The sequence below is a fragment of the Actinoplanes oblitus genome, from assembly GCF_030252345.1.
Lineage (GTDB): Bacteria > Actinomycetota > Actinomycetes > Mycobacteriales > Micromonosporaceae > Actinoplanes > Actinoplanes oblitus.
Genome location: NZ_CP126980.1, coordinates 1,039,519 through 1,063,024, shown reverse-complemented (window position 1 = coordinate 1,063,024; position 23,506 = coordinate 1,039,519). Strand labels below are relative to the sequence as shown.

19 protein-coding genes and 1 pseudogene are annotated in these 23,506 nt (G+C 73.2%); 11 read left to right on the top strand and 9 right to left on the bottom strand.

Translation table 11 applies throughout. From position 1 onward, the window contains the following. Positions 1 to 115 precede the first annotated feature (115 nt). From Actob_RS04795 to Actob_RS04785, 3 genes are all read right to left on the bottom strand, one after another. Positions 116 to 895, bottom strand: coding sequence for an SDR family NAD(P)-dependent oxidoreductase (locus Actob_RS04795; RefSeq protein ID WP_284918837.1), 780 nt, complete (start codon positions 893 to 895; stop codon positions 116 to 118). 220 nt (positions 896 to 1,115) lie between these two features. Further along, a complete protein-coding gene (locus tag Actob_RS04790; protein WP_284918836.1) occupies positions 1,116 to 1,784 on the bottom strand; it encodes a hypothetical protein in 669 nt (222 codons plus the stop codon). Positions 1,785 to 2,873: 1,089 nt separating this feature from the next. Further along, entirely contained in the window at positions 2,874 to 3,245 is a 372-nt protein-coding gene (locus Actob_RS04785) for a hypothetical protein (RefSeq protein WP_284918835.1), read from the bottom strand. 134 nt (positions 3,246 to 3,379) lie between these two features. Between Actob_RS04785 and Actob_RS04780 the strand changes: the two genes are divergently transcribed. The 4 genes from Actob_RS04780 to Actob_RS04765 all read left to right on the top strand — a co-directional run bounded on the left by Actob_RS04780 (position 3,380) and on the right by Actob_RS04765 (position 7,943). Continuing rightward, positions 3,380 to 4,675 (top strand): AAA family ATPase, encoded by a 1,296-nt coding sequence (locus Actob_RS04780; protein ID WP_284918834.1) that lies wholly within the window; start codon positions 3,380 to 3,382, stop codon positions 4,673 to 4,675. 36 nt (positions 4,676 to 4,711) lie between these two features. Further along, entirely contained in the window at positions 4,712 to 5,206 is a 495-nt protein-coding gene (locus tag Actob_RS04775; RefSeq protein WP_284918833.1) for a beta family protein, read from the top strand. Beyond that, positions 5,139 to 6,035: a bifunctional DNA primase/polymerase gene (locus tag Actob_RS04770; RefSeq protein WP_284918832.1), complete on the top strand. Its 897-nt coding sequence runs from the start codon at positions 5,139 to 5,141 to the stop codon at positions 6,033 to 6,035. The genes Actob_RS04775 and Actob_RS04770 overlap by 68 nt, the downstream gene beginning before the upstream one ends. A gap of 99 nt (positions 6,036 to 6,134) precedes the next feature. Then, positions 6,135 to 7,943, top strand: a complete 1,809-nt coding sequence (locus tag Actob_RS04765) for a GAF domain-containing SpoIIE family protein phosphatase (RefSeq protein ID WP_328518413.1) — start codon at positions 6,135 to 6,137, stop codon at positions 7,941 to 7,943. A gap of 332 nt (positions 7,944 to 8,275) precedes the next feature. Here the strand turns inward: Actob_RS04765 and Actob_RS04760 are convergent, their stop codons facing one another. Then, positions 8,276 to 9,808: a hypothetical protein gene (locus tag Actob_RS04760; RefSeq protein ID WP_284918831.1), complete on the bottom strand. Its 1,533-nt coding sequence runs from the start codon at positions 9,806 to 9,808 to the stop codon at positions 8,276 to 8,278. 263 nt (positions 9,809 to 10,071) lie between these two features. After that, positions 10,072 to 11,115, bottom strand: a pseudogene (locus Actob_RS04755) (hypothetical protein); the annotation flags it as partial. 130 nt (positions 11,116 to 11,245) lie between these two features. Here Actob_RS04755 and Actob_RS04750 point away from each other — a divergent pair. Next, a complete protein-coding gene (locus tag Actob_RS04750) occupies positions 11,246 to 11,530 on the top strand; it encodes a DUF427 domain-containing protein (protein ID WP_284918830.1) in 285 nt (94 codons plus the stop codon). 23 nt (positions 11,531 to 11,553) lie between these two features. Here the strand turns inward: Actob_RS04750 and Actob_RS04745 are convergent, their stop codons facing one another. Both Actob_RS04745 and Actob_RS04740 read right to left on the bottom strand, forming a co-directional pair. Beyond that, positions 11,554 to 11,946, bottom strand: coding sequence for a hypothetical protein (locus Actob_RS04745; protein WP_284918829.1), 393 nt, complete (start codon positions 11,944 to 11,946; stop codon positions 11,554 to 11,556). Next, positions 11,936 to 12,409 (bottom strand): hypothetical protein, encoded by a 474-nt coding sequence (locus Actob_RS04740; RefSeq protein ID WP_284918828.1) that lies wholly within the window; start codon positions 12,407 to 12,409, stop codon positions 11,936 to 11,938. Before Actob_RS04740 ends, Actob_RS04745 begins: the two co-directional genes overlap by 11 nt. Positions 12,410 to 12,569: 160 nt before the next feature. Between Actob_RS04740 and fxsA the strand changes: the two genes are divergently transcribed. The 3 genes from fxsA (at position 12,570) to Actob_RS04725 (ending at position 16,175) form a co-directional block, all read left to right on the top strand. Next, positions 12,570 to 12,758 (top strand): FxSxx-COOH cyclophane-containing RiPP peptide, encoded by a 189-nt coding sequence (gene fxsA / locus Actob_RS04735; RefSeq protein WP_284918827.1) that lies wholly within the window; start codon positions 12,570 to 12,572, stop codon positions 12,756 to 12,758. 17 nt (positions 12,759 to 12,775) lie between these two features. Next, positions 12,776 to 14,332, top strand: coding sequence for an aKG-HExxH-type peptide beta-hydroxylase (locus Actob_RS04730; RefSeq protein ID WP_284918826.1), 1,557 nt, complete (start codon positions 12,776 to 12,778; stop codon positions 14,330 to 14,332). Positions 14,333 to 14,489: 157 nt separating this feature from the next. Beyond that, positions 14,490 to 16,175: a putative bifunctional diguanylate cyclase/phosphodiesterase gene (locus tag Actob_RS04725; protein WP_284918825.1), complete on the top strand. Its 1,686-nt coding sequence runs from the start codon at positions 14,490 to 14,492 to the stop codon at positions 16,173 to 16,175. A 3-nt stretch (positions 16,176 to 16,178) separates the two neighbouring features. Here Actob_RS04725 and fxsT read toward each other — a convergent pair whose 3' ends face one another. Then, positions 16,179 to 18,530, bottom strand: coding sequence for an FxSxx-COOH system tetratricopeptide repeat protein (fxsT, locus tag Actob_RS04720; RefSeq protein ID WP_284922234.1), 2,352 nt, complete (start codon positions 18,528 to 18,530; stop codon positions 16,179 to 16,181). 177 nt (positions 18,531 to 18,707) lie between these two features. On the opposite strand from fxsT, the gene Actob_RS04715 reads away from it, so the two are divergent. Continuing rightward, complete coding sequence (locus Actob_RS04715; protein WP_284918824.1) at positions 18,708 to 19,010, top strand: STAS domain-containing protein; 303 nt, start codon at positions 18,708 to 18,710, stop codon at positions 19,008 to 19,010. 395 nt (positions 19,011 to 19,405) lie between these two features. Here Actob_RS04715 and Actob_RS04710 read toward each other — a convergent pair whose 3' ends face one another. Next, positions 19,406 to 20,683: an MFS transporter gene (locus Actob_RS04710; RefSeq protein ID WP_284922233.1), complete on the bottom strand. Its 1,278-nt coding sequence runs from the start codon at positions 20,681 to 20,683 to the stop codon at positions 19,406 to 19,408. Positions 20,684 to 20,742: 59 nt separating this feature from the next. Between Actob_RS04710 and Actob_RS04705 the strand changes: the two genes are divergently transcribed. Both Actob_RS04705 and Actob_RS04700 read left to right on the top strand, forming a co-directional pair. Continuing rightward, the gene (locus Actob_RS04705; RefSeq protein ID WP_284918823.1) at positions 20,743 to 21,714 is read left to right on the top strand and encodes a GlxA family transcriptional regulator; all 972 of its coding nucleotides are present in this window, start codon (positions 20,743 to 20,745) and stop codon (positions 21,712 to 21,714) included. 62 nt (positions 21,715 to 21,776) lie between these two features. After that, a complete protein-coding gene (locus tag Actob_RS04700) occupies positions 21,777 to 23,444 on the top strand; it encodes a GspE/PulE family protein (RefSeq protein ID WP_284918822.1) in 1,668 nt (555 codons plus the stop codon). Positions 23,445 to 23,506: the final 62 nt, after the last annotated feature.

Here is a 23,506-nt window from a genome sequence, read left to right as displayed (position 1 = left end):
CAACCGGTGAGTACGGTTCGCCGCGCCTTTTCGCCGCCGGTCACGGCATCCCGGAGCCCCGCCGGTCACCGGCATCCCGGAGCCCTCCCGGTCACCGGCATCCCGGAGCCGCCGGTCAGGCCTCCTCCGGATCGCGGCCGACCGCCGACCGGCCGCCGTCCAGCGGAATGATCGCGCCGTTGACGAACCCGGCCGCCTCGGAGACCAGGAAGGCGACCACCTCGGCCACCTCGTCCGGCCGCCCCATCCGCCCGAGCGGCTGCAGCCGGCCGATCTCCCGGTGAAAGGCGAGGCGGTCCGCCTCCGGCAGATTCCCGAGGTACGCCGCGGACCGCTCGGTGGCGATCGACCCCAGTGCCAGGGCGTTCACCCGTACCCCGAACTGCCCGTAGTCGACGGCCAGCGCCCTGGTCAAGCCCTCGATGGCGGCCTTCGCCGTGGCGTAGGGCAGGGCGCCGCGCACCGCCCGCTGCGCCTGGTGCGAGGAGATGTTGACGATGGCGCCACCGGTGCCGGCGGACAGGAAGGTGCCCAGCGCCGCGGCGCAGCCGGTGAGCGTCAGGTCGAGGTTGCGCCGGATCAGCCGGCTCACCTCGACGGCCGGGGTCTCGTGCAACCAGGCCACCGGGAAGACCGCGGCGTTGTTGACCCAGCCGCGCAGCGGGGCGGCCGAGGCCGCGGTCCGGGCGGCGCGCTCGGCGACGGCCTGGTCGGTGGCGTCCCCCAGCACCGGGATGATTCGCGAGCCGCTCGGGTGCCCGTCGATCCAGCCCAGGGCCGCCGGGTCGCGATCCAGGACGACCACCAGGTCGCGGTCGCCGAGCAGACGGTCGGCGACCGCCCGGCCGATGCCACCGCCACCGCCGGTGACCACGAACGAAGAGACCGCTGTCATCGACCATCGCCCCCGAGTCGTCGGCTCGTACCTCCGCCAACCTAGGGGGTGGCACGGCCGGCCGCTGGGCGAGAGGAGACCACGCACGAGACGGAACCGGTGGACGCCGCCCAGGGCGGGCGGGCGGCATCCACCGGGCGGCTCCGGCCCGCCGCTGGCGGAAGCTCAGAGCGAACGGCACCCCGCGCGAGCGACGCCCGATCGGCGGCGCCCGGCTCGCTCAGGGGAACTGCATGCGCCGAGGTCGCGGGATGACCGGAGGCGGCAGCGGCAAGTCGTCGAGGTGGCTCCAGTTCAGCGTCCCGTTGTCGGTGGACTTGACCTCGCCCAGGCAGGCGCGGAGCAGGCCCAGGTTGGGCGCACCCGCGTAGCCCGCGATCACCACTTCCGGTTTGGGCTCGATCCGGGCGATGGCCGCGCAGATCTTGGCGACCTCCCGCTCGTCGACCGAGTCCAGCGGGAGGGGTGCCTCGACCGGCGAGCGCCGCCACGGCGGCCCGAACCGGCCGAGCAGCTCACGGGCGAGCCGGCCGAACGAGCGGCCCACCTCGGCATCGGCCATCGAGAGCCGCGCCGACTGGCCGTAGCACCACGGGACCACGACGTGCCCGTTGATGAGGACCAGCTGGTAGACCGACTTGGGGACGCTGATGATCTCGGCACCCGGCAAGGTACCGAGGAAGAGCACGAGTTCCTCATAGGGCAACGCCCAACGCGGATTACCCAGCACGCGCTCCACGGTCTGGGTCATGGCCGGGCGTGCGTGCACCTCACGGTCGATAGCCGTGCTCAGGGCCTCTGGCACCCGAGTCCACAGCTCGTCGGCGATCCTGTCGCCGAACTGGTCGACCAGCCAATCGCTCGGACCGACGAGAACGTCTGGACGCATTCCCCACCACCACCGTCCGTGATGTCGACGTCACTGCTGGCTAGAAGAGTTGCACTTCCGATGATCGACTGGAAGGGGCCGCAACGAGATCAATAAAAATCAACATGAATGAAATCGCGCGCATCGATCAAAGGTCGGCCACCGCGCCGGGGCATCGAGCCGAGAGGGGGCGAAACCTGCAACTTGCGCGGCGAACCGCACGCGCAAGTTGCAAGACGGTTTCCCTATTCCTCCGTACCCGATATTGAACCTCGGGCTTATTTCCGATCCGTGACAAAGCGGCGAACACTTCCGCATCCGCATGATCAAACACTTCACGACCTGCGGCCCCGCCGGATCGACGGCCAACGGGTCGCGGGCTCCGCCGAGGAGCACCGGGCTGCAAGCCCGTTCCAGGGATCGCCTCCGCCTTGCAGCTAGATCCACACACCCGGTCGGCGCGGCGCGCAACCCGGCAAACCCCCGACCTCCGCGCAACTCGAGACAGCCAACTGTCGGATACCCGTCAGAACACCTGTTCGGAGATCAAAAAGCCGCCGGACGGCCTCTGCGATCTCGGCGCCTCCCCGCGACCGCGACGCCCGGCTCACCCGGACGCCGCCCGCCGCGGGAAAGGAACGAGAACGCCGGCGGGAAACCTCGGCGCGGCCCACGAAAAAGCCCGCGGGGACACGCCCGGAAGAATGGGAGAGCAGCGGAGAACCGAGCCGGAACAAAGGGCCGGGAAAAGCATAATGGAAACGGACCGTGACCCGTCGATTCCCGATCCGGGACCGCGCCCGGGCGAAGCTGGCGGCTGAACCGAATAAGCGCGGAATCGCTCCCTGCACCCCGCAGGCACGCAGCCTGCACCGATACTCCTCGGCGTGCACCATCCGTCCGGATTGCCCCAGCTCGATAACCCGGTGACTGTCCGTTCATCGGCGGTCCGGCAAAGGGCTGGAAGATCCGCATTGGCGGCGACACCGAGAGGCTGCGCGCACCGCCCGTTCCGGCACCAACGGCTCCGCCGATCAGACGGCCGGCACACACCGATCGACCAGTCCGGACAATCGTCGCGCCTAACGGCCCCGGAATACCGTTCCCAGGTCAGCCGGGGTCGACGGTGTCCCAGGAATAGGCGAAACCGTCCGGCGGGAGCCGCCACTCGCGCAGCACCGCGAGCAGCTCCGACTCGTCGGCGGCCTCGGCGCGCCGCAGCCGGATCACGCCGAGATCCTCGTCGTAGCCCTCCAGGCGGTCCGCTTCGTACTCCCACTGGGTGATCAGGAAGCTGCGACCGGCGTCGCTGCGCGCCGCGCCGTCCCGGAGCGCGGCCTCGTCGGCCGGCCCGCCACTGGGCACGATGTGCACGAACGACCAGCGGTGCGGCTGGGACGCCGGAACCAGCACCGCCAGCCGCCGGCCGAGCCGCAGCGCCGCCAGCTTGGCAATCGGCCAGGTCCAGTCCGGATGATCCATGACAGGACGCAGCGTACCGAGCGAAACACCCGGCCGGGAGCACGAGCTGTCCGGCGAAGGCCGGCGGCGTCCGGCGACACCGGGCACGACCCCGCCGGACGGGTTCTGTCGGTGGGCCGCGCTACCGTGCCGGGGTGAGTTCGATCAGCCCGGCCGAGGAGGCCGCCACCGTGATCGCCGCGGTGCTCGGCGACCTCCGCTCCGGCCGGCACCGGGGCGTCGTCGTCGACTCGCCGCCCGGCGCCGGCAAGTCGACGCTGGTGGTCCGCGCGGCCGGCGAGCTGGCCGCGACGGGCGCGCCCCTGATGATCGTGGCGCAGACCAACGAGCAGGTCGACGACCTGATCGAGCGGCTCGGCACGCGTTCGCCCGAGGTGACCGTCGGCCGCCTCTCCGCTGTGGACTATCAGCGCACCGACCGGGTCAAGGAGCACCCCAACTGCCGGGTCGCGGCCAAGGTGCCCGATCTGGCGTCTCCGGCGATCACCATCGGCACGGCGGCGAAATGGGCCACCGTGGCCGAGGGCAGCTGGCCGTGGGCGATCGTCGACGAGGCTTATCAGATGCGGTCGGACGCGCTGCTGCGGGTCGCGCCACGGTTCGAGCGGGCGCTGTTCGTCGGCGATCCCGGCCAGCTCGACCCGTTCTCCACCGTCGAGGTGGACCGCTGGACCGGCCTGTCCTGGGATCCGATGCAGAGCGCCGTGGCGGTCCTGCTGCGGCACAACCCGGAGCTGCCGGTGCACCGGCTGCCGGTCTCCTGGCGGCTGCCGGCCTCGGCCGCGCCGGTGGTCGCCGAGGCGTTCTACCCGTTCACCGGCTTCCGCTCCGGCACCGGCCCGGGCGACCGCGCGCTGCGCTTCGAGCGGCCCGCCGAGACCCCGCTCGACGAGGTGCTGGACACCGCCGCGGCGACCGGCTGGGGCCTGCACGAGCTGCCCGCCCGGTTCACCGTGCGCACCGACGCCGAGGCGGCCGCGGCCTGTGCCCGGCTCGCCGCCCGGGCGCTGGCTCGTGGCGGGGTGACCGAGTCGGAGGCCGGCATCGGCTCGCTGACCACCACCCGCATCGCCATCGGCGCCGCGCACCGCGACCAGGCGGCGGCGATCCGCGCGCTGCTCCCGCCGGAGGCGGCCGGCGTCACCGTCGACACCGCCAACCGTCTCCAGGGCCGGGAGTACGACCTGACCGTCGTCCTGCACCCGCTCTCCGGCCGGCGCGACGCGACAGCGTTCCACCTGGAGTCCGGGCGGCTCTGCGTGCTCACCTCGCGGCACCGGCACGCCTGCGTGGTGGTGGCCCGTTCCGGCATCCCCGAGCTGCTCGACGCGCACCCGTCCACCGAGCCCGTGCACCTGAACGTCCCGGTCAAGTTCCCGGACGGCTGGGAGGCGAACCAATCGATGCTCGCGCATTTATACAGCGTGTAACTCACCGGCAACCGGCAATCCGGTTACCGTGGGGCTATGACGCCCGACGGGGCTTATCGACCGATTCTTCGACCACGGCGCGGGGAGTTCGCGGCGCTCGCCCACCTCTCCGCCGACGAGGCCGGCCGGGTCCTGCCGATCGTCGAGCTGAACCCGGCGATCAGCGTGCTCGCGCTGCTCCGCGAGCTGCCGCCGCGCACCGAGATGCTGGCGCTGGACTTCGGCCATGTGCCGGAGCCGCCCGGCCCGGTGCAGCAGCCGCTGTCCCTGGCGGATCGGCTGGCCCGGCTCGGCGTGACGATGGTGCCGGTGCTCCGGCCGTACGAAAGCGGTAGCCGCCTGGTGGCCCACGGCCTGGCCGCGCGGATGCACCGCAAGCGGGCGATCCCGCGGCTTCAGCCGCACGCCGACGCGGGGAATCCGGACGCTGCCGGCCCGGTGAAATCGTCGTACGCTTGTTCTAATGTCGCTCACGGCTGCCCTGGCCTACGCCCGGCACGGCATCCCCGTCCTGCCGGTGCACACGCCTGACCGGAGCGGTGTCTGTTCCTGCCATCGAGGAGCGCGCTGCGACAGTCCCGGCAAGCATCCGCTGCTGCGGCACGGCGTGACCGAGGCGAGCACCGACCCGCACCGGATCCGGCTCTGGTGGGCGCACTGGCCCCGGGCCAACGTCGGCCTGCGCACCGGCGTGGTAATGGATGTCGCGGACGTCGACTCGGCGGAGGGCTGGCACGGGCTGCGCCACCTGCTCGGCAACGAGATCCCGCCGGGCCCGCAGGTGCGCACCGGCGGGGGCGGCCGTCACCTGTGGTTCCACCCCACCGGTTACGGCAACCGGGTGCGTCTGATCCCCGGCCTGGACTGGCGCGGCGCCGGGGGCTACGTGCTGGCCCCGCCCTCCCGGCACGCCGGCGGCGCCGGTTACACCTGGATCCACCGCCCCGGCGCCGGCCTGCCGGTCAGCCCGCCGGCGCTGCGTGACCTGATCGCCGGGCCGCCGCCGGCGCCGCTGCACCCGGTCGCGCACCCGGATCGCTACGCCGAGACGGCACTGGAGTCGGCCGTCGACCGGGTGGCGGGCGCCGCGGTGGGCTGCCGTAACGACACGCTGAACCGGGCGGCGTTCGCGCTGGGCCGGTTCGTCGGGGCGGGCCTGCTCGACGCGGACACGGTCCGCCGTGAGCTGGCGGCGGCGGCCCGATCGGCCGGGCTGGGCCGGCAGGAGATCCGCGGCACCATCGAGTCCGGGCTGCACGCGGGCCGCCGCCAACCGATGTGGGCTGGGTCACTCGACGGGAGTGGATCGCGATCGGTGCGCCGGCCTGGGGAGACGGCACGGATGAGGGGTCCGGCCTGACCGATTGGACCTCCGGAAACGGATGATCGGGTCGGGAGCGTGCGCGCCGACCGGCCCACGACGCCGGTAACCTGGCAGGCAACCGGCCGGGGGGCGAGGGTGCTGCAGTGGGACGTCATCGGCGACGCCGAGCAGAGTGTGCTCGCTGATCCGGTGCGCCTGCGTTCGGTCCGGCAGCTGGGGCAGCCCGGGCCGGACGAGGCGTTCGACCGGGTGGCGATGCTGGTCCGCCAGCTGGTGGACGCGCCGCTCGGGGTGGTCTGCCTGGTCGACGCCGAGCAGCAGTTCCTGGCCGGGCAGGTCGGCATGCCGGAGCCGTTCGCCAGTGAACGGGCCATGCCGCTGACCCACTCGTACAGCCGGCACGTGGTGGTCGCCGGCGAGATGCTGGTGATCCCGGACGTGCGGGCCGACCCGCGGATGCGCGGCAACCCGTCGATCGAGCAGCTCAACGCGATCGCCTACGCCGGCGCCCCGATCACCGATCCGGACGGCCTGGTGGTGGGCGCGCTGTGCGCCGTCGACCACGAGCCACGGGACTGGACGCCGAGCGAGATCGGGCTGCTCACCGAGCTGGCCGCGCTCTGCTCGTCGGAGGTGGGCCTGCGGATCGCCCGGGCCACCGCCGAGGAGGCCCGGCTGGCCGCCGAGTCCGCCCACCACCAGCTGGAGCTGCTCACCGACCTGACCGAGTCGCTGGCCGCCACGATGGACGTGGACGAGGCGATGCGCCGGCTCGGCCGGATCGTCACGGCCCGGCTCGCCGACTGGTGCGTGGTCACCTATGCCGACGAGCCCGGCGCCGAGCCGCACGTCAGCGCGGCCCACCGGGACCCGGCCCGGGCCGGCGACATGGCCCGGCTGGCCGACCTGGCCGCCCGCTCCCGCACCGACCTGCGGGCCATCGTGCTGGCCGCCCGCCGGCACGGCCGCCCGATGCGCCGCGCCGACAGCCCGGCGAAACTGCGCGGCCGGCTCAGCGACGCGGAGATCGCCGCGATCGCCACCTCGGCCGGCCTCGGCTCGTCGATGGTCGCGCCGATCATCTCCCCGGTGCACCACCGGGTGCTGGGCGCGGTCCTGCTGGTCAACGGGCCGGACCGGGCGCCGTTCAGCGCCGCGCAGGAGCGGATCGCCGCCGAGATCGGCCGCCGCGCCGGGCTGGCCGTGGAGAACAGCCGCCTCTACCGCGAGCAGCGGCACGTCGCCGAGGTGCTGCAGCGCAGCCTGCTCACCGAGCTGCCCGCACTGCCCGGCGTCGAGCTGCACGCCCGCTACCTGCCGGCCCAGGACGGCGCCGCGGTCGGCGGCGACTGGTACGACGCCTTCGCCCAGCCGGACGGCAGCGTCCTGGTCGCTGTCGGCGACGTGGCCGGTCACGACATCGAGGCCGCCGCCACCATGGGCCAGCTGCGCAACCTGGTCCGCGGCAACGCCTACGGCCGCGACGACGAGCCCGGCGCCCTGCTCACCCAGCTCGACAGCGCCCTGCACGGCCTGCGCGTCCCGGCCGCCGCGACCGCGGTGCTGGCCCGGGTCCGCCAGTCCTGGTCCGGATACCAGCTCAGCTTCGCGAACGCGGGCCACCCGCCCCCGCTGCTCCTCCTCCCGGACGGCCGCGTGCAGGTGTGGTGGGTGCCCCCGGAGCCGCTGCTGGGCCTGCCCCCGCAGGAGCCCCGCACCACCACGATCCGTTACGTCCCACCCGGGTCGACACTGGTTCTCTACACCGACGGCCTGGTCGAGGACCGCGACCAGCTGCTGGACGACGGCGTCGCCCGCCTCGCCGAGGTGCTCCGCCACTGCGCCGTCTACCCCGGCGACGAACTCTGCGCCCGCCTGCTCGAGGTCGCCCCGCGCCGCAGCGACGACATCGCCCTGCTCCTGGTCCGCCTCACCGGATCCTGATCCCGGTTCGCTCCTGGCTCAGATACCCGATAAAACCTATTTTCTACGCCTTTGCCAGCAGTCCCTGGGCGTCACGCGAGGCTGCGGCCCACTCCGGGCCGTCCAGCGGGCATCCGGGCTGGATCCGGTGGTCGCGGTGGTCCGCCCATGAGATCGGGCGCCTCATCGGTCGTCTTCGCTCAGTGGCGACGGGCCCGAGCGGTCCGGTCAGGACAAACCGGGTCCGGTGCGGGCAGCCCTGGTTGGTATCGGTCAGGACCGACTCGGTGCGGTCGAGGCGGTCCAGGCTGGTATCGGACAGGACCGACTCGGCCCGGCCTGGTTGCTCGTGGTCAGGCCGGTGATTCCTCGTAGACCGGTGGGCCGCCGTGGGTCCATGGGGTCTCCGACGGATCCGGGAGAGCACCGCCGCGGCGGAACTCCTCACTCAGCGTGGTGAAGATCAGGCGCTCGCCCACCGCGGGGACGCTGCCCGGCTCGGCGACGAGCTTGCGGCCCATCCCCCCGGACAGCTCCAGCAGCACATCGAACTCGACAACGCCGGACGCCGACGAGGAGACGGGGGCGGCGGTGAGCGTCACGGAGGCTGAAGCCGGGGTGGCGTCCGGTTCGGTGGAGGGCGGGATCGCCGCCGGCGCCGGGCGTCCGGCGGCCGGGTCGACCCTGGTCACCGAGACCACTCGGGCCTTCTGGGACGGGCGCGTGGGCGAGGTCAGGGAGGTGCCGGGCTCGACCCGCACCTGTTCGGTGGTGCGGACCATGATGCGCGGGCGGAGGACCGGACGCTTGCCGCTGTCGTCGACGCGGTCCGGGGCGGCCAGCGTGACAGTCCCGGCGAAGGCGGCGCCGGACAGCCGGTACTCCGCCAGCACCAGCGGGTCGTCGAAGGCGCGCTGCACCGCGTAGCGGGAGGCGGCGCTCTCCAGCCGCTGCAACCGGGCGGCGGCGGCGACCGCGCCGTCCCGGCGGGGCTGCGGGGCGCCGCCCTCCGCGACGTACTGGCTGAACGCCGTGTACGCGTCCTTGTCGCCCTCCCAGCGCCGGCCCACCCGCTCCCCTGCCGGCAGCCGGCGCAGCAGGTTCAGGGTCCGCCACATCCGGTCCCAGGTGGGCATCAGCAGCGAGCGGAGCACCTCGGACAGTTCCGGGGCGGCGCGCTCGATCAGCGGGGCGAGCACCTTGTTGTCGAAATCCGGGTCGGTGGCCGGGCCGGCGACCGGGCCGTTCTCCACCGCGCGGGCCGCCTCGGCACCCTCCTCGATCCAGGCGAGCAGCACACCCAGCTGGGCGTCCTCGGCACCGCTCTGCCCGGTGGTCCAGTGCAGCCCGAGCGCCTGCACCGCGGTGAGCAGCAGGGACGAGCCGGGTACCTCGGCGCTGTTGGCGAAGAACGTCAGCCACCGGCCGAGCAGCGGCACCGAGACCGGCACCGGGTGCTCGCCGTCGACGGTGCGGAACCGGGTGGACCGGCCGAACAGGCGCAGGAAGTCGACGCCGGCCGGGTTCGGCACCCAGAGCTGCGGGGCGTCGGCGTACCGGGTCCGGACGTCCTTGCCCCGCTCGACCGGCACGTCCTCGGTCTGGTCGGTGAACGAGTCGGCGTACGCGACCAGGATCTGGCCGAGCCGGTCGGCGAACCGGAACCGCTCGTCACGGTCCCGCGGCTGGGTGACCACCAGCAGTTCCGGTTTCGCCGGGTCGGTGCCGGCGAGCGCGGCCAGCGGGGCGTTCGCCTCGCCGGCCATGGCCAGCGGGATCAGCACCAGCGGGTGGTCGTGCACGTGCAGGTGGCGCACGGTGGCGATGGGCTGCGCCCGCCCGGACGCGACGGCCTGCGCACGAGCGAGAGCGGTGAGCACACTCACGAAGCGGGCCCGGCGAGCGGAGCGGGCCCGACGAGCGGAGCCGGCCCGACGAGCGGAGCCGGCCCGACGAGCGGAGCCGGCTCGGTGGGCGGAACGGACCCGGTGGGCGGAACGGGCTCGGTGGGCGCAACGGGCTCGGTGGGCGGAGCGGGCTCGGTGGGCGGAACGGACCCGGTGGGCGGAACGGGCTCGGTGGGCGGAACGGACCCGGTGGGCGGAGCGGGCGACTCGACGAGCGGAGCGAGCGGATCCGCGTACCCCGAGGAAAGCGCCTCGGTCCGCAGCCGCAGAGCGGCCCGCAACAACGCCGCCGCCTCCTCCTGATCCGCCGCGGGCGCCTGCACGCCGGAGGCGAGCGCCAGCACCTCCGCCACCGTCTCGATCCCGCCGAGCGCCTCCCGCACCGGCCGGCCCAGCGCCCCGGTGGTCCCGGCCGCCTCGTGCCGGCAGAACGTGGAGAGTTCGCAGGTGGACAGGCACTCCGGGGCGTAGCGCGGGGTCACCTGGCCGAGCGCCGCGGTGAGCTCCTCGGCCGGCCGGCTCAGGTCGAAGGTGAGCCCGGCGGGCAGCGCGTCGATGATCTCGCCGACCGTGGCGAGCCGGGACAGCTGCCGGCGCAGGGTGGCGAGCTGTTTGCGGACGTCGAGCCGGACCGCGACCGGGCGCATCGCGAAGTTCTCCGGGCAGACCAGCACCACCTCGTGGTCGACCAGCAGCGGGTCCATGCCGAGCCGGCCGAGCAGCTCGCGCAGGGCCAGCACGTAGACAGCGGCCTGGGTGGCGGCCGCCGACACCTTGGCGCTCTCCGCCTGCCCGTCGACGATAGCGAACGACTTGATCTCGACGACCTGCAACCGGCCCGCGTGTGCGTAGGCGACCAGGTCGGGTTCGAGGTAGACGGTCTGCCCGGCGATCTCGAGGGTGAGCAGCGGGTGGTCGATCAGCGCGGCGGACGCGGAGGCGAGCAGGTCGACGGTCCGCGCGTGCCGGTCCCCCAGCGTGTCGTCGGTGTCGGCGCCGAGGTCCTGGTACGGCGCGGGCCCGTCGGCGTCGAGGACCGTGCGCAGCAGCGCGCAGTCGTCAGCCTTGAGCATCGCCTCGAACGCGTTGCCGCGGGAGAGCGCGAACCGGGACTGGCCGAAGCTGCCGGGAAAGCCCACTGTCTCGGCGAGCTTCAGCTTGTCGACGCCGGCCGCGTCGAGGACGGCACGCCGGTTGCAGCCCGGGTTCCCGGTCAGCGCGGCGATGGTGCGCGCGTTGTGCCGTTTGGCCTTACCGGAGCCGCGTAGCTCGTCAAGCCGGGTCATCAGAGCCCTTCTTGATCGACAAATCAGGGGAATTCTACGGTACGGCGGCAATCTCGCCGCCTTTCACCCGCGAGAGGTGAATAAAACGCGCATATCAGTCACAAAACCGACGACGCGCTACGTTCGAGGCATGCCGAAGGCCATCTGGAACGACGAAGTGATCGCGGAGAGCGACGACACCGTGGTGCTCGAGGGGAATTACTACTTCCCGCTCACCTCGGTCCGTGAGGACGTGCTCATCCCCTCCGACACGCACACCGTCTGCCCGTGGAAGGGCAAGGCCTCCTACTACTCACTACGGGCCGACGGGCAGACCGCCGCGGACGCCGCCTGGTATTACCCGGACCCGAAACCGGACGCGTCAGCGGTCCGGGATCGGGTGGCCTTCCGCAAGGACGTGAAGGTGGAGATGTAGTCCACAGGTAACCGGGGGCCCGCTCACGCGATGCGCGGGTGGGCCTCCTCGATCGCGGTGACCTCCAGATAGTCCAGCATGTCCCGCTGCTCGGCGGGATCCAGCGCCCGGAAGGCGGCATACGCCTCGTCCCGGGCGTTCGCCGTCTCCGCGGCCAGCAGCGCGATGATCGCCGACCAGGCCAGCGACACCCGGTCGAAGAGCCGGGCGCGGCGCAGCGAGGTGAGCCGGGTCAGCATCGCCACCTTGGTCACCGCGTCGTCGTCGTGCGGCAGCCGGTCGCAGAGTTCGAAGAGCGCCTTCCCCCGGTACGGGTGCTCGGCCTCGACCATCCGGGCCAGCTCGGCGTTGCTCATCTGGTCGACCGCCGGGGCCGGGCCGCGCCGGGGCAGCCGCGGGTTCGGTTCAGCGTGCACGGCTGTCCCGCCCGCCCTCGTAACCGCCGCCCGGAGCCTGGTGCGGCAGCGTGGGCGTGGTCGAGAAGCTGGGGAACGGCGCCCGCGCCGGCATCACCGGGGCGGCCGGCTCGTCCGGCTGCACCGGGAACCGCTGGGCGAAGCTGTCCAGCACCGCCTTGCCGGTCTCGGTCTCGATGCCCACGGTGGCCTCGACCGCGTCGGCCACCCGATCGGCGAGCGCCGACTGGGCCCGCCGGATGGTCCGCAGGATCTCGGTCGCCAGCCCGGGCGCGCCCAGACCCAGCGACCGCTCGTCCAGCTCCAGCCCGGTCACGTTGCCGGAACTCGCCACGGTGACCAGGATCGCCCCGTCAGCACCGGCGGCCGACGCCTGCAACGCCGCCACCCGATCGGCCAGCGCCGCGGCCGCACCCCGCGGCCGGGGCGCGCCGCCAGCGGCGCCCAGATCTCCACCCAGCACGTTTCGCCCTCCGTTACCGACTCGCGGTGGTGAAGTCCCATGAGATCACGACCGCGCCATCCCTGCGAGCACCCACCGTAGCGACTCCCGGCGCTCACCCGACCCGGCGACCGCCGTAACCTTCAGACAACGCATCGACCGCCACGATCGAGGGGGTGCCGTGGAGACGGGTCAGCCGCACGACGCACACGCGCCGGACTGGCGGTCCGCCATGATCGACGTCTCCGAGTCCACCCTGGACGAGTTGGTCGCCCGGGAGGACTCCGCCCTGGACCACTGCCTGCGCCGGTTCGCCGACGACCTGGCCGGACCCAGCGAGCAGATCGCCGGCTTCAACTCGGCGCTCTGACCGGCGGGATCTGCGGTTTGCGCCAGTTCCGGCTCGCCGACGCCGACCTCGCCGCCCTGGGTGCCGGCCGGCCTTCGGCCGACACCCTCGCCCTGCTGCGCCGGGCCCGCCTCAGCCGCCATCTGCTCCTCCTGCGGGAGGCTCGGCGCGCGGTTCCCGAAGACCCCTTCTGGTACGCCCACCTGCGCGCGTTGCCGGCCGATCAGTCCCGGCAGCGCGCCGCCGACCCGATGACCGGCCTGTGGGCGGCCCGGCTGCTGGCCGCGCGCCGCGCCGGGGTGCCGCCCACTGTCGGTGAGCTACCCGAGCCGGCCGGGCATCTGCTGGTCACCACGCACGCCGGGCGCACCCTGCGAGTGCGGCTGGACGACCGGGGTCCGCTGCGCCACCTGATCGGGCTGCCGCCGGCCGAGCCGCTCGACCCGGCCGGGCTGGCGCACTGGCGGCGCTGCCTCGACGCGGCGTGGCGGATCCTGGTCGACAGGCATCCGGCGGCGGCCGGCATCCTCGGCGGTGTGCTGCGGGTGATCGTGCCGGCCCGCCCGGACCCGCTCGCCGAGGGCGTGAGCGCCACCTCGGCGGAGGCGTTCGGGGCGGTGGCGATGTCGGCGCCGGCCTCCGGGACCGGGCTGGCGGTCGCGCTGCTGCACGAGACCCAGCACAGCGTGCTGAACGCGGCGCACGGGCTCTTCCCCCTGGTCGCACCGGGGGCGGACCGGAGTTATTCGCCGTGGCGGGAGGACCCGCGGCCGGTCTTCGGCATCCTGCACGGCATCTACGCCTTCCTGGCCGTGACCCGCTTCTGGCGTGCCGAGCTGCGGGCCGCCGGCGCGGCGCGAGGCATCGGCGAAGCCGGACCGGCCACGCGCGACGCCGGCGAACAAGGGCAGGCCGCGTACGACGCCGGCGAACAAGGGCAGGCCGAGTTCGACGCCCGCGACGGCGGACCGGCCGCGCCGGGCGTCAGCGAGGCCGAGTTCGAGTTCGCCCGCTGGCGGGTGGCGGTGCACGAGACGGCCGGGCGGCTGCTCGGCGGCGGCGCGCTGACCCCGGCCGGGGCCCGGGTGGTGGCCGCGCTGCGCGACGAGGTGGCGCCGTGGCTGGCCGAGCCGGTGGATCCCGAGGTGGACCGGCTGGCCGGACTGGCCCGGGCCGATCACCGGGCGCGCTGGCGGCTGCGGAACCTGACCGTGCCGCCCGGCGACGCGGCGGCGCTGGCCGCGGCGTGGCGGGCCGGGCAGCCGCCGCCCGCGGTCGAGGCCACGGTGGCCCGCACCGAACGGGTCGTGGAGTCGAGCCCGCGGTTGCGGCTGATCCGGGCGCTGCTGCGGGACGAGCCGGAGCGGGCGGCGCTGGACGGCGACGACGCGTGTCTGCGGGGCAGCCACGGGGCGGCGCTCCGGGCGTACCGGAAAGCTCTTCTGACGGACCGCTCGCGCGAGGCGGCCTGGAGCGGGCTGGCCCTGGTCTCGCCGCATCGCGCGCTGCGCGACCGGCCGGAGATCGTCCGCGCTGCGGCACTCGCCGCTCCGGAAGCGGACATCGCGGACCTGGCGGCCTGGCTCTCGGGCTGACGCACCGGCTTCTGCACGTGCAGCCGACAGTACCGCCGAACTGTCGGTTGCAGCTCGGTTGACCTGCGGTTTTGTACTCGGTAGCAGAGCCCGAAAGGCGACCTGGATCACTTAACCCGACCGCCGGTGGACCGATCTGAGCGACCGGAGGTGGATCGTGGCTCGGAAAGCACTGTTGGACCGGATGCGGCGCGTCGTCGACGACGGCATCGTTCTGGCTTCACTGGTACTGCTGGTGTGGCCTGCGGCGGACGCTGCCGGCGGCACCTGGACGACCCGGCTGGTTCCGGTGGCCGCGGCCCTCTGTCTCGGCCTGGCGATGCTGCTGGTCGCGCCGGAGCGGCCGATCCTGCGGTTCGCGCCGACAGCGGCGGCCCTCGCCGTCAGCGGCATCCGGCACCTGCAGGGCGAACTCGCCCGGGGAGCGATCTGGCTGCTGCTGGCGATGGCCGTGACGGTGCTGGCGCGTCGCTGGATCGGCGCCGGTTCGGACAAGGCCCTGATCCGGGAGATGACGACGCAGCGGGCGCTGCTGGTCCGGCAGGCCTACCGGGACCCGCTGACCGGCGTCGGCAACCGCACGATGTTCCTGGAGCGGGCCGAGCACGAGCTGGCCGAGGCGAGCCGGACGATGACCGCGGTGATCGTGGTCGACCTGGACGGCTTCCGCGAGCTCAACGACACGCACGGTCACGAGATCGGCGACGGCCTGCTGCGCGCCGCCGCCGACCGGCTGGCCGCCAACGTGCGCGCCAACGACGTGGTGGCCCGCCTCGATGGCGACGAGTTCGTGGTGCTGCTGCCCGGCCTGGAGGACGAGCAGGCAGCCGTCGCGGTGGCCGAGCGGGTGCTCACCGAGCTGCACCGGCCGATCGAGGTGGACGGCGTCAGGATGACCATCCGGGCCAGCGCGGGTGTCGCGCTGACCGACGGCGGCGACGGCATCGACCACGTGCTGCGCGAGGCCGACCAGGCCCTGCACCGGGCCAAGCTGGACGGCGGCGGCGCGGTCCGCCGGTTCGACCCCGAGCTGTTCGCCCTGGAGGAGCAGCGCCGCAAGGCCGAGGGCGACATCATCCGGGCCCTGGACCTGGGCGAGTTCGAGGTGCACTACCAGCCGATCGTCGACCTGGACGGCGAGCACACCGTCGGCGTCGAGGCGCTGATCCGCTGGCAGCACCCGGAGAAGGGCCTGGTCCCGCCCGGCCTCTTCCTGGAGCTGGCCGAGCAGCTCGGCCTGCTCCCCCGGCTCGGCGGCTGGGTGCTCGAGGAGGCGTGCCGGCAGGCGGTGCACTGGCAGCGCCAGTTCCCCGGCTTCGAGATGAACGTCAACCTGTCCGCCTCACAGCTGAGCAACCCGAACCTGGTGGCCGAGGTCCGCGCGGTGCTGGAGCGTACCGGCCTGGACCCGGAGCACCTGGTCCTGGAGCTGACCGAGTCGGTGGCGCTGGTCGACCTGGTCGAGTCGGCGCGGATCCTCAGCGAGCTGAAGGAGCTCGGCGTACGGATCGCGCTGGACGACTTCGGCACCGGGTTCTCCTCGCTCAGCCACCTGAGCGCGCTGCCGGTGGACGTGGTCAAGATCGACCGCTCGTTCGTGCAGGCGATGCCGGAGAGCGGCGGGGCGTCGGTGGCCGAGGCGGTGCTGCACATCGCCCGGACCTTCAACCTGGCGCCGGTGGCCGAGGGCGTGGAGGACGCGGCGCAGGCCGAGTGGCTGCGGGAGCTGGCGTGCAGCCGGGCGCAGGGTTACCACTTCGCCAAGCCGATGCCCGCCCTGGGCGTCACCGAGCTCCTCGACAAGCAGGCCGACAGCGAGAGGGACATCCCGCTGGCCGGCTGAGCCTCACAACGGCGGCAGGTCGATGTCCGTCTCCAGACGTTTGCCGGCGGCGGTCACCTGAAAGATCGGGTGGCCGTCGCCGTACGCCTTCGTCAGCGCCGCCAGTGCCTGCTGCTGCCCCGCCTCGTCCTGGTCGGCGAGCGCCAGGTTCCAGGCGCAGGCCACCGTGTCCGGATGGTCGGCGCCGCGCACCACCCGGGACCGGCGCAGTGTGTCAGCGGCCAGCTCCCGCCCCGGCTGCGCCTCACCGGCCGCGAACAGGTCGGCGGCCAGCCCGTTCGCACAGCTCAGCGTGAACGGGTGATCGGCGCCGACACTGCGCCGCAGCCCGCCGAGCACCTCCTCGTCGATGGTCCGGGCCTCGTGGTGCCGCCCGGCCGCGCGGACCACCCCGGCCAGCCCGGCCGAGGCGGCCAGGGTGAACGGGTGCTCGTCGCCGAGCACCGCGTGGAACCGGATCACCGCCCGCTCCAGCAGCTCGTGCGCGCCGGTCAGGTCACCGGCGGCGCGCACGCAGTTGGCCAGCGAGACCGCGGTGGACAGGGTGTCCACGTTCAGGTCGCCGAAGCGCTGCCGGCACGCGGCGAAGTTGGCGGTGGCCAGCTCACGTGCCTCCGGCCGGCCCCGCCGGTGCGCGGCCATCGCGGTCAGCCGGCCGGCCCAGAGCGCGAACGGGTGGTCCTCGGCCACCTGCTCGGCGTGCCCGCCCAGCACCGTCGCCACCCCGGCGTAGTCGCCCAGCCCGAACAGGTCGTAGGCCAGCGCGGCCCGGGACGCCAGCGTCTCCGGGTGGCCGGGCGCGTTGATCGCCTGCCGGTGCCGCAGGGTCTGCTCGTCGAGTGCCCGGGCGCCCCGGAAGTCGCCGATCAGTCGCAGGTCGATGCCGAGGTTGTTGGCACAGCGCAGCGCGGTCGGGAAGCTGTCCCCGAACAGCCGGCGGTAGCGCACCAGGTTGTCCGCGTCGAGCTGCCGGGCCTGGCCGAAGTGGCCCTGCATCCGCAGGTCGCCGCCGACGCTGTTGGCGGTGGCCAGGGTGGCCTCGTCGTCGGCGCCGAACACCTCCCGCTGGGTGCGCAGGGTCTGCAGGTTGAGGGTCCGGGCGTCGGTCGTCCGGCCCACCGCCCGCAGCGCGTTCGCCAGGTGGAACGAGGCGAGCAGGGTCTGCTCGGCGGACTCGCCCAGCGCGTCGCGCCAGCGGGCCACCGCGGCGCCGGCCAGCTCGCGGCTGGAGTCGTAGTCGCCGCGGGCGTAGTGGAACCGGATGCAGTTGATCACCAGCTGGCGGACCTCCTCGGCGTCACCGCCGAGCAGGTCCGAGTGGATCAGGTGCGGGGCCAGTTCGGCGTACCGGTACCAGCCGGCCGGGTTGTCCGGGTCACCCGGATCGGCCGCCGACAGCATGCCGCGAACCGTCCGCAGCAGCTCCGCGTGCCGCTCCGAGCTGAGCTCCTGGGCGAACATGCCGCGGATCAGCGGGTGCACGGTGAGCCGCTCGCCGGACGGGTCCAGGCCGGCCAGGCCGTACCGGGCGATACGGCGCATCGCGGCCCGCAGCCGGCGCTCCACCCGGACCGTCCGGGCCACCTGCGGGTCCAGCGGCAGGGTGCGCGCCGCCCAGAGCAGCTGCCAGGAGATCGGGGCGCTGGCCAGGAACGTGCAGAGTTCGAGCAGCATCCGGTCGGCCGGGCCGGCCTCGGCGAGCGCGTCGGCGGCCAGCCCCCAGGTGACCCGGAGCGGAGTGGGGAAGGCCAGCTCGGCGGCCCGCCGGTCGTAGCGGTCCAGGTATTCCGGGACCGGCCAGCCGGTGGCGGACCGGACCGCGGCGGCCAGGTCGAGCGCGATCGGCACGTCGCCCAGGCGATCGGCGAGCCGGTCGGCTTCCTGCGCGGACAGCTCCGGAGCCCGGCCGCGCAGCATGTCGACAGCGTCCGCCCGGTCGAACACCGGCACCGGCAGGGCCTGCGCCACCTCGGCGGTCCAGCGCGGGTTGCGGCTGGTCACCAGCACGTGCCCGGCCCCGGACGGCAGGTACGGCATGATGTCCTCGGGCCGGTTCGCGTTCTCGAAGACGACCAGCCAGTGCCGGTAGGGCTCGCCCCGGCTCAGCGCGTCGCGCACCGCCCCGAGGGTGCGGTTCAGATCACGGGCCTCGGGCAGCCCGAGTTTCTGTGCCAGGCCGGCGAGCGCCGCCCGCATCCCCGCGTTCTGCTCCGCCGGGATCCACCAGACCAGGTCGTAGGCGTCGGCGTGCCGGTAGGCATACTCCACCGCCAACTGGGTACGTCCAGTTCCGCCGAGTTGATGGTCCGGACTCGGCAGCAACACCACTGGACCATTGCCGAGCAGGCCGCGCACGCGGGACAGTAGCTCTTCACGGCCCACGAAGCGGGGGTTGCGCGGCGGCAGACCGCCACGGATCGGCACACCGTGCTCCTCACGTCTTGGTGATGCCGATTACCGTACGTGGAACCCCCGCCACAGCAAAGCGGGCACACGCCCGGTGAGACGGAAGGCCCCCCGGTGATCGAAGAAGTGACAACGCTGGATACCGCCGGCGGCACCACCACCGTCTCGCTGCACGGGGAGATCGACGTGCTGACCGTCGAGCAGGTTCGGGTGGCCCTCGGTGAGGCGGTGGCCGGGCGACCGGGCCAGATCGTGGTGAACATGGCGGACGTGGCGTTCATCGACTCCACCGGGCTGGGTGCGCTGATCTCGGGTTTCCAGCGGGCGCGCGACCAGGAGATCCCGTTCGTCCTGGCCCGCCCGAGCGACAACGTCCGCCAGATCCTGGTCCTCAGCGGCCTCCTCGAAGTGGTCCAGGTCACACCCTAGCCTTTTTCCCGACCGCTTTTCGGTACGACCGGAGCATCCGTGCGTACCCGGTGTCCCGTGGCGGCGCCCGCCCGCGCGAGGCGATCCGGTCTGCCTGACCGCGGCGCGGGTCGTGGTTCGTGGTGCCTGGGGCGCTGCCGGTCCCGCCCAGCGCCAGCCGGGGGTCGCGGCTGGCACTCACGGTGGCCTCAACACCCCCGACACCACCACCAGCCACGGATCGCGGCTGGCACTCACGGTGGCCTCAACGCTCCCGACACCACCACCACGACCAGCCACCGACTGCGGCTGGCACTCACGGTGGTCTCGGCGCCACGGACACCACCACCAGGACCAGCCACGGTGCTGGTAGGCGTACCGGAAAGGGGTGTCACGACCCGGGCGGACCGCGCGCCTCAGGCCTTGGCGGCCGGGACCGCGAGGCCGAGGCCGGGCGCGATCGGCTTGAGGTGTTTGCCGGCGAAGAGCATCAGGCTCAGGATCGAGGCCAGCAGGGCCAGGGCGCCGGCGCCGTACCAGGCCCAGGTGTAGGCGCCCAGCTGATCGCGGACCAGCCCGGCGGAGGTGGCGGCGATCGCGGCGCCGAACTGGTGGGCGGCGAAGACCCAGCCGAAGACGACAGGCCCGGCGGCGCCGAAGTATTCGCGGCACAGGGTGACGGTGGGCGGCACGGTGGCGACCCAGTCGAGGCCGTAGAAGAGGATGAAGACCAGCATGCTCGGGTGTGCGGTGGCGGCCAGGATCGACGGCAGCACCAGCAGGGACAGACCGCGCAGCGCGTAGTAGGCGCCGAGCAGGACGCGGCTGTCGACGCGGTCGGTGAGCCAGCCGGAGGCGATCGTGCCGACGATGTCGAAGAGGCCGACCAGGGCGAGCAGGCTCGCCGCCGTGGTGTTCGGCATGCCGTGGTCGTGCGCGGCCGGGATGAAGTGCGTGCCGACCAGGCCGTTGGTGGTCGCCCCGCAGATCGCGAAACCGCCGGCGAGCAGCCAGAAGGCCCGGGTCCTGGCGGCGTCGCGGAGAGCTGTCAGCGCGGCCTTGGCGGCGTTGCCCACCGGCTGCGCCGGCGGCTCGGTGAGCCCGCCGAGAGCCGTCACCCCGAGGTCCCGCGGGTGGTCCCGGAGGCGCCAGAGGATCAACGGTACGACCAGCAGCGCGACCGCCGAGACGGTGAGCGCCGCGGTCCGCCAGCCGTGCGACTCGGTGATGGTCGACAGCGCCGGCAGGAAGATCAGGTTGCCGGTCGCACCACCGGCCGTGAGCACCCCGGTGACCAGGCCCCGGTGCTTGACGAACCACCGGCCGGTGATGGTGGCCACGAAGCCCAGCGCGAGCGAACCGGTGCCGAGCCCGACCAGCACGCCCCAGCAGAGCATCAGCTGCCAGCTCTGGTGCATCCACACGGTCAGCCCGGAGCCGAGCGCGACCAGCAGCAGCGCGGCGGCGGCCACCCGGCGGATGCCGAACTTCGCCATCAGCGCCGCGGCGAACGGCGCGGTCAGGCCGTAGAGCAGCAGGTTCACCGAGACGGCGGCGGAGATGGTGCCGAGCGACCAGCCGAACTCGGCGTGCAGCGGCTGCAACATCACCGATGGGGTGGACCGGAAGCCGGCCGCACCGATCAGCGCGACGAACGCGACGGCGGCGACCGTCCAGGCGGGGTGGATGCGCATCTTCACGTGATCGATTCTCGGGAGTCCGGCCGGTTCGGGCGAGTGGCCCGAAGGCCATCATGCGTAAGAATCGAGCCATGGTTCACACGATCGCCGTGCTCGTCCTGGAGGGCGTCGTCCCGTTCGACCTCGGAGTGCCGGCCCAGGTTTTCGGCGCGTCCCGCGACGCGGACCGGAATCGCCTCTACCAGCTGCTCTTCTGCGGCGAGGGACCGGCGTCGACCGAAGCCGGCTTCACGGTGACGCCGGAGTTCGGCCTCTCGGCGGTGGACCGGGCCGACACCGTGCTGGTTCCCGGCATCCATACCGGCGGCCCGGTCACCGACGGCACGCTTCCGGAGCCGGTCCGCGCCGCCCTGCTCGCCGCGGCCGCCCGCGGCGCCCGGATCGTGTCGATCTGCACGGGCGCCTCGGTGCTCGCCGCGGCCGGTCTGCTGGACGGCCGCCCGGCGGCCACCCACTGGGCCTGGGCGAAGCGGATCGGTGGCCTCTATCCGCGGGTCGACTGGGACTTCGACGTGCTCTTCGTCGACGACGGCGACGTGCTGACCTCCGCCGGGGTCGGTGCCGGGGTGGACCTCTGCCTGCACATCGTCCGCTCCGACCACGGCGCCGAGGTGGCCAACCGGGCCGCCCGCCGGTGCGTGGTGCCACCGTTCCGGGACGGCGGCCAGGCGCAGTACATCGAGCGCCCGATCCCGGCCGCGGCCGGCGCCGGCACCGAGCCGACCCGGGCCTGGGTCCTCGACCGGCTGAGCGAGCCGATCACCCTGGAGGAGATGGCCGGGCACGCCCGGATGAGCGTGCGCACCTTCACCCGCCGGTTCCGCGACGAGACCGGGTCGAGCCCGCGGCAGTGGCTGCTGCGGCAGCGGGTGGAGCACGCCCGGCTGCTGCTGGAGTCCACCGATCTGGGCGTGGACGTGGTAGCCCGGCGGTCCGGGCTGGGCAGCGCCACCGCCCTGCGGCAGCACCTGCACGCCACTATCGGGGTGGCGCCGTCGGCTTATCGCCGGACCTTTCGCCACTAAGTTTTCGGCCGGGATGTCCGATGGAGGGGTGTATACCCTGTGCCGCCGCGCTTGAGGACTTCATGGACCAGACCTTCCGGCCTCTGCTCGATGCCCTGAAGCAGATCGGCATCGACCCGCACGCGGTCGACGCCGCCGCCGAGGAGGCGCAGCGCAGCGGGCGGCCGGTGCGCGCGGTCCTGATCAACGATCAGGTGGTCACCGAGGAGCAGCTGACCCAGGCGGCCGCCGCGGCGTTCGGGATCAACACCCTCGATCTGGTCGGCTTCACGCCGGACCCGACAGCGCTCAAGCGGATCCCGCTGCCGGTGGTCCTGCGGCACCGGGTGCTCGGCCTGGCGATCAGCGACGGCGAGCTGGTGGTCGGCGTGACCGACCCGGCCGACGTGGTGGCGCTGGACGACGTACGGGCCGCGACCGGCATGACGGTCCGCCCGGTGGTGGTGGCCCGCAGCGAGGTCCGGCGGATCATCGAGAAGCTGCAGCGCGAGGACAGCGACCTCGGTGACCTGGTGGACGCCGAGAGCGGCGACTCGGCCGGCATGGCCGCGCAGCAGACCAGCACCGACGACGCCCCGATCGTCAGGTACGTGAACAGCCTGATCGAGCAGGCGGTGATGAACCGCGCCTCGGACCTGCACCTGGAGCCGACCGAGGACGACATGCGGGTGCGGTACCGGATCGACGGCGTGCTGCACGAGGTGGACATCGTGCCGCGTGGCGTGATGGCGGCGCTGACCTCACGCATCAAGATCATGTCGGGCGTCGACATCACCGAGAAGCGGGTGCCGCAGAACGGCCGGATCACGGCGCTGATCCGGGACCGGACGGTGGACCTGCGTACCGCGACGCTGCCCACCGTGTGGGGCGAGAAGCTGGTGCTCCGCGTGCTCGACACCGGCGGCATCGACCTGGACCTGCGCAAGCTCGGGTTCACCGAGCACAACCTGCGCCGGTTCGAGGAGTCGTTCAGCAAGCCGCACGGGATGGTGCTGGTCACCGGCCCGACCGGATCCGGCAAGTCGACGACCCTGTACGCCACGCTGGGCCGGATCAGCAAGCCGGAGGTCAACGTGATCACCATCGAGGACCCGGTCGAGTACCGCCTGCGCGGGGTCAACCAGGTGCAGGTGAACGCGAAGGCCGGGCTGACCTTCGCGGCCGTGCTGCCGGCCATCCTGCGTTCCGACCCGGACGTGGTGCTGATCGGTGAGATCCGGGACGGCACCACCGCGCAGATCGCCGTCGAGGCCGCGCTCACCGGTCACCTGCTGCTCTCCACGCTGCACACCAACGACGCGCCGGGCGCTGTCACCCGGCTCACCGAGATGGGCATCGAGCCGTTCCTGGTCGGCTCGTCGCTGGACTGCGTCCTGGCCCAGCGGCTGGCGCGCCGGCTCTGCGACTGGTGCAAGGAGGCGTACCAGCCGACCGAGGAGGAGGTGCTCGGCGCCCGGTGGCCGCTGGAGGACCTGGCGTTCCCGCAGGTGCTCTACCGGCCGGTGGGCTGCCGCAACTGCGCGAACACCGGGTACAAGGGCCGGATCGCGCTGCACGAGGTGATGCCGATCAGCCCGGAGATCGAGTCGCTGTGCATCCAGCGGGCCGCGGCCGGCGAGATCCGCGAGGTCGCGCTCGCCCAGGGCATGTACGAACTGCGCGCCGACGGCCTGGCCAAGGCGGCGGGCGGTTTGACCTCGGTGCGCGAGGTGTCCCGAGTAGCAGTCTGACGACACCCGTGTCGCTACTAAACCCGGTCCCCTCCGTGCCGAATCAACAAGCGTCGGAACCC

Bases quoted from the DNA above. Each gene is read 5' to 3' on its own strand.
- Actob_RS04795 (WP_284918837.1), bottom strand. From the start codon at position 895: ATGACAGCGGTCTCTTCGTTCGTGGTCACCGGCGGTGGCGGTGGCATC.
- Actob_RS04790 (WP_284918836.1), bottom strand. From the start codon at position 1,784: ATGCGTCCAGACGTTCTCGTCGGTCCGAGCGATTGGCTGGTCGACCAG.
- Actob_RS04785 (WP_284918835.1), bottom strand. From the start codon at position 3,245: ATGGATCATCCGGACTGGACCTGGCCGATTGCCAAGCTGGCGGCGCTG.
- Actob_RS04775 (WP_284918833.1), top strand. From the start codon at position 4,712: ATGACGCCCGACGGGGCTTATCGACCGATTCTTCGACCACGGCGCGGG.
- Actob_RS04770 (WP_284918832.1), top strand. From the start codon at position 5,139: ATGTCGCTCACGGCTGCCCTGGCCTACGCCCGGCACGGCATCCCCGTC.
- Actob_RS04750 (WP_284918830.1), top strand. From the start codon at position 11,246: ATGCCGAAGGCCATCTGGAACGACGAAGTGATCGCGGAGAGCGACGAC.
- Actob_RS04710 (WP_284922233.1), bottom strand. From the start codon at position 20,683: ATGCGCATCCACCCCGCCTGGACGGTCGCCGCCGTCGCGTTCGTCGCG.
- Actob_RS04705 (WP_284918823.1), top strand. From the start codon at position 20,743: ATGCGTAAGAATCGAGCCATGGTTCACACGATCGCCGTGCTCGTCCTG.
- Actob_RS04700 (WP_284918822.1), top strand. From the start codon at position 21,777: ATGGACCAGACCTTCCGGCCTCTGCTCGATGCCCTGAAGCAGATCGGC.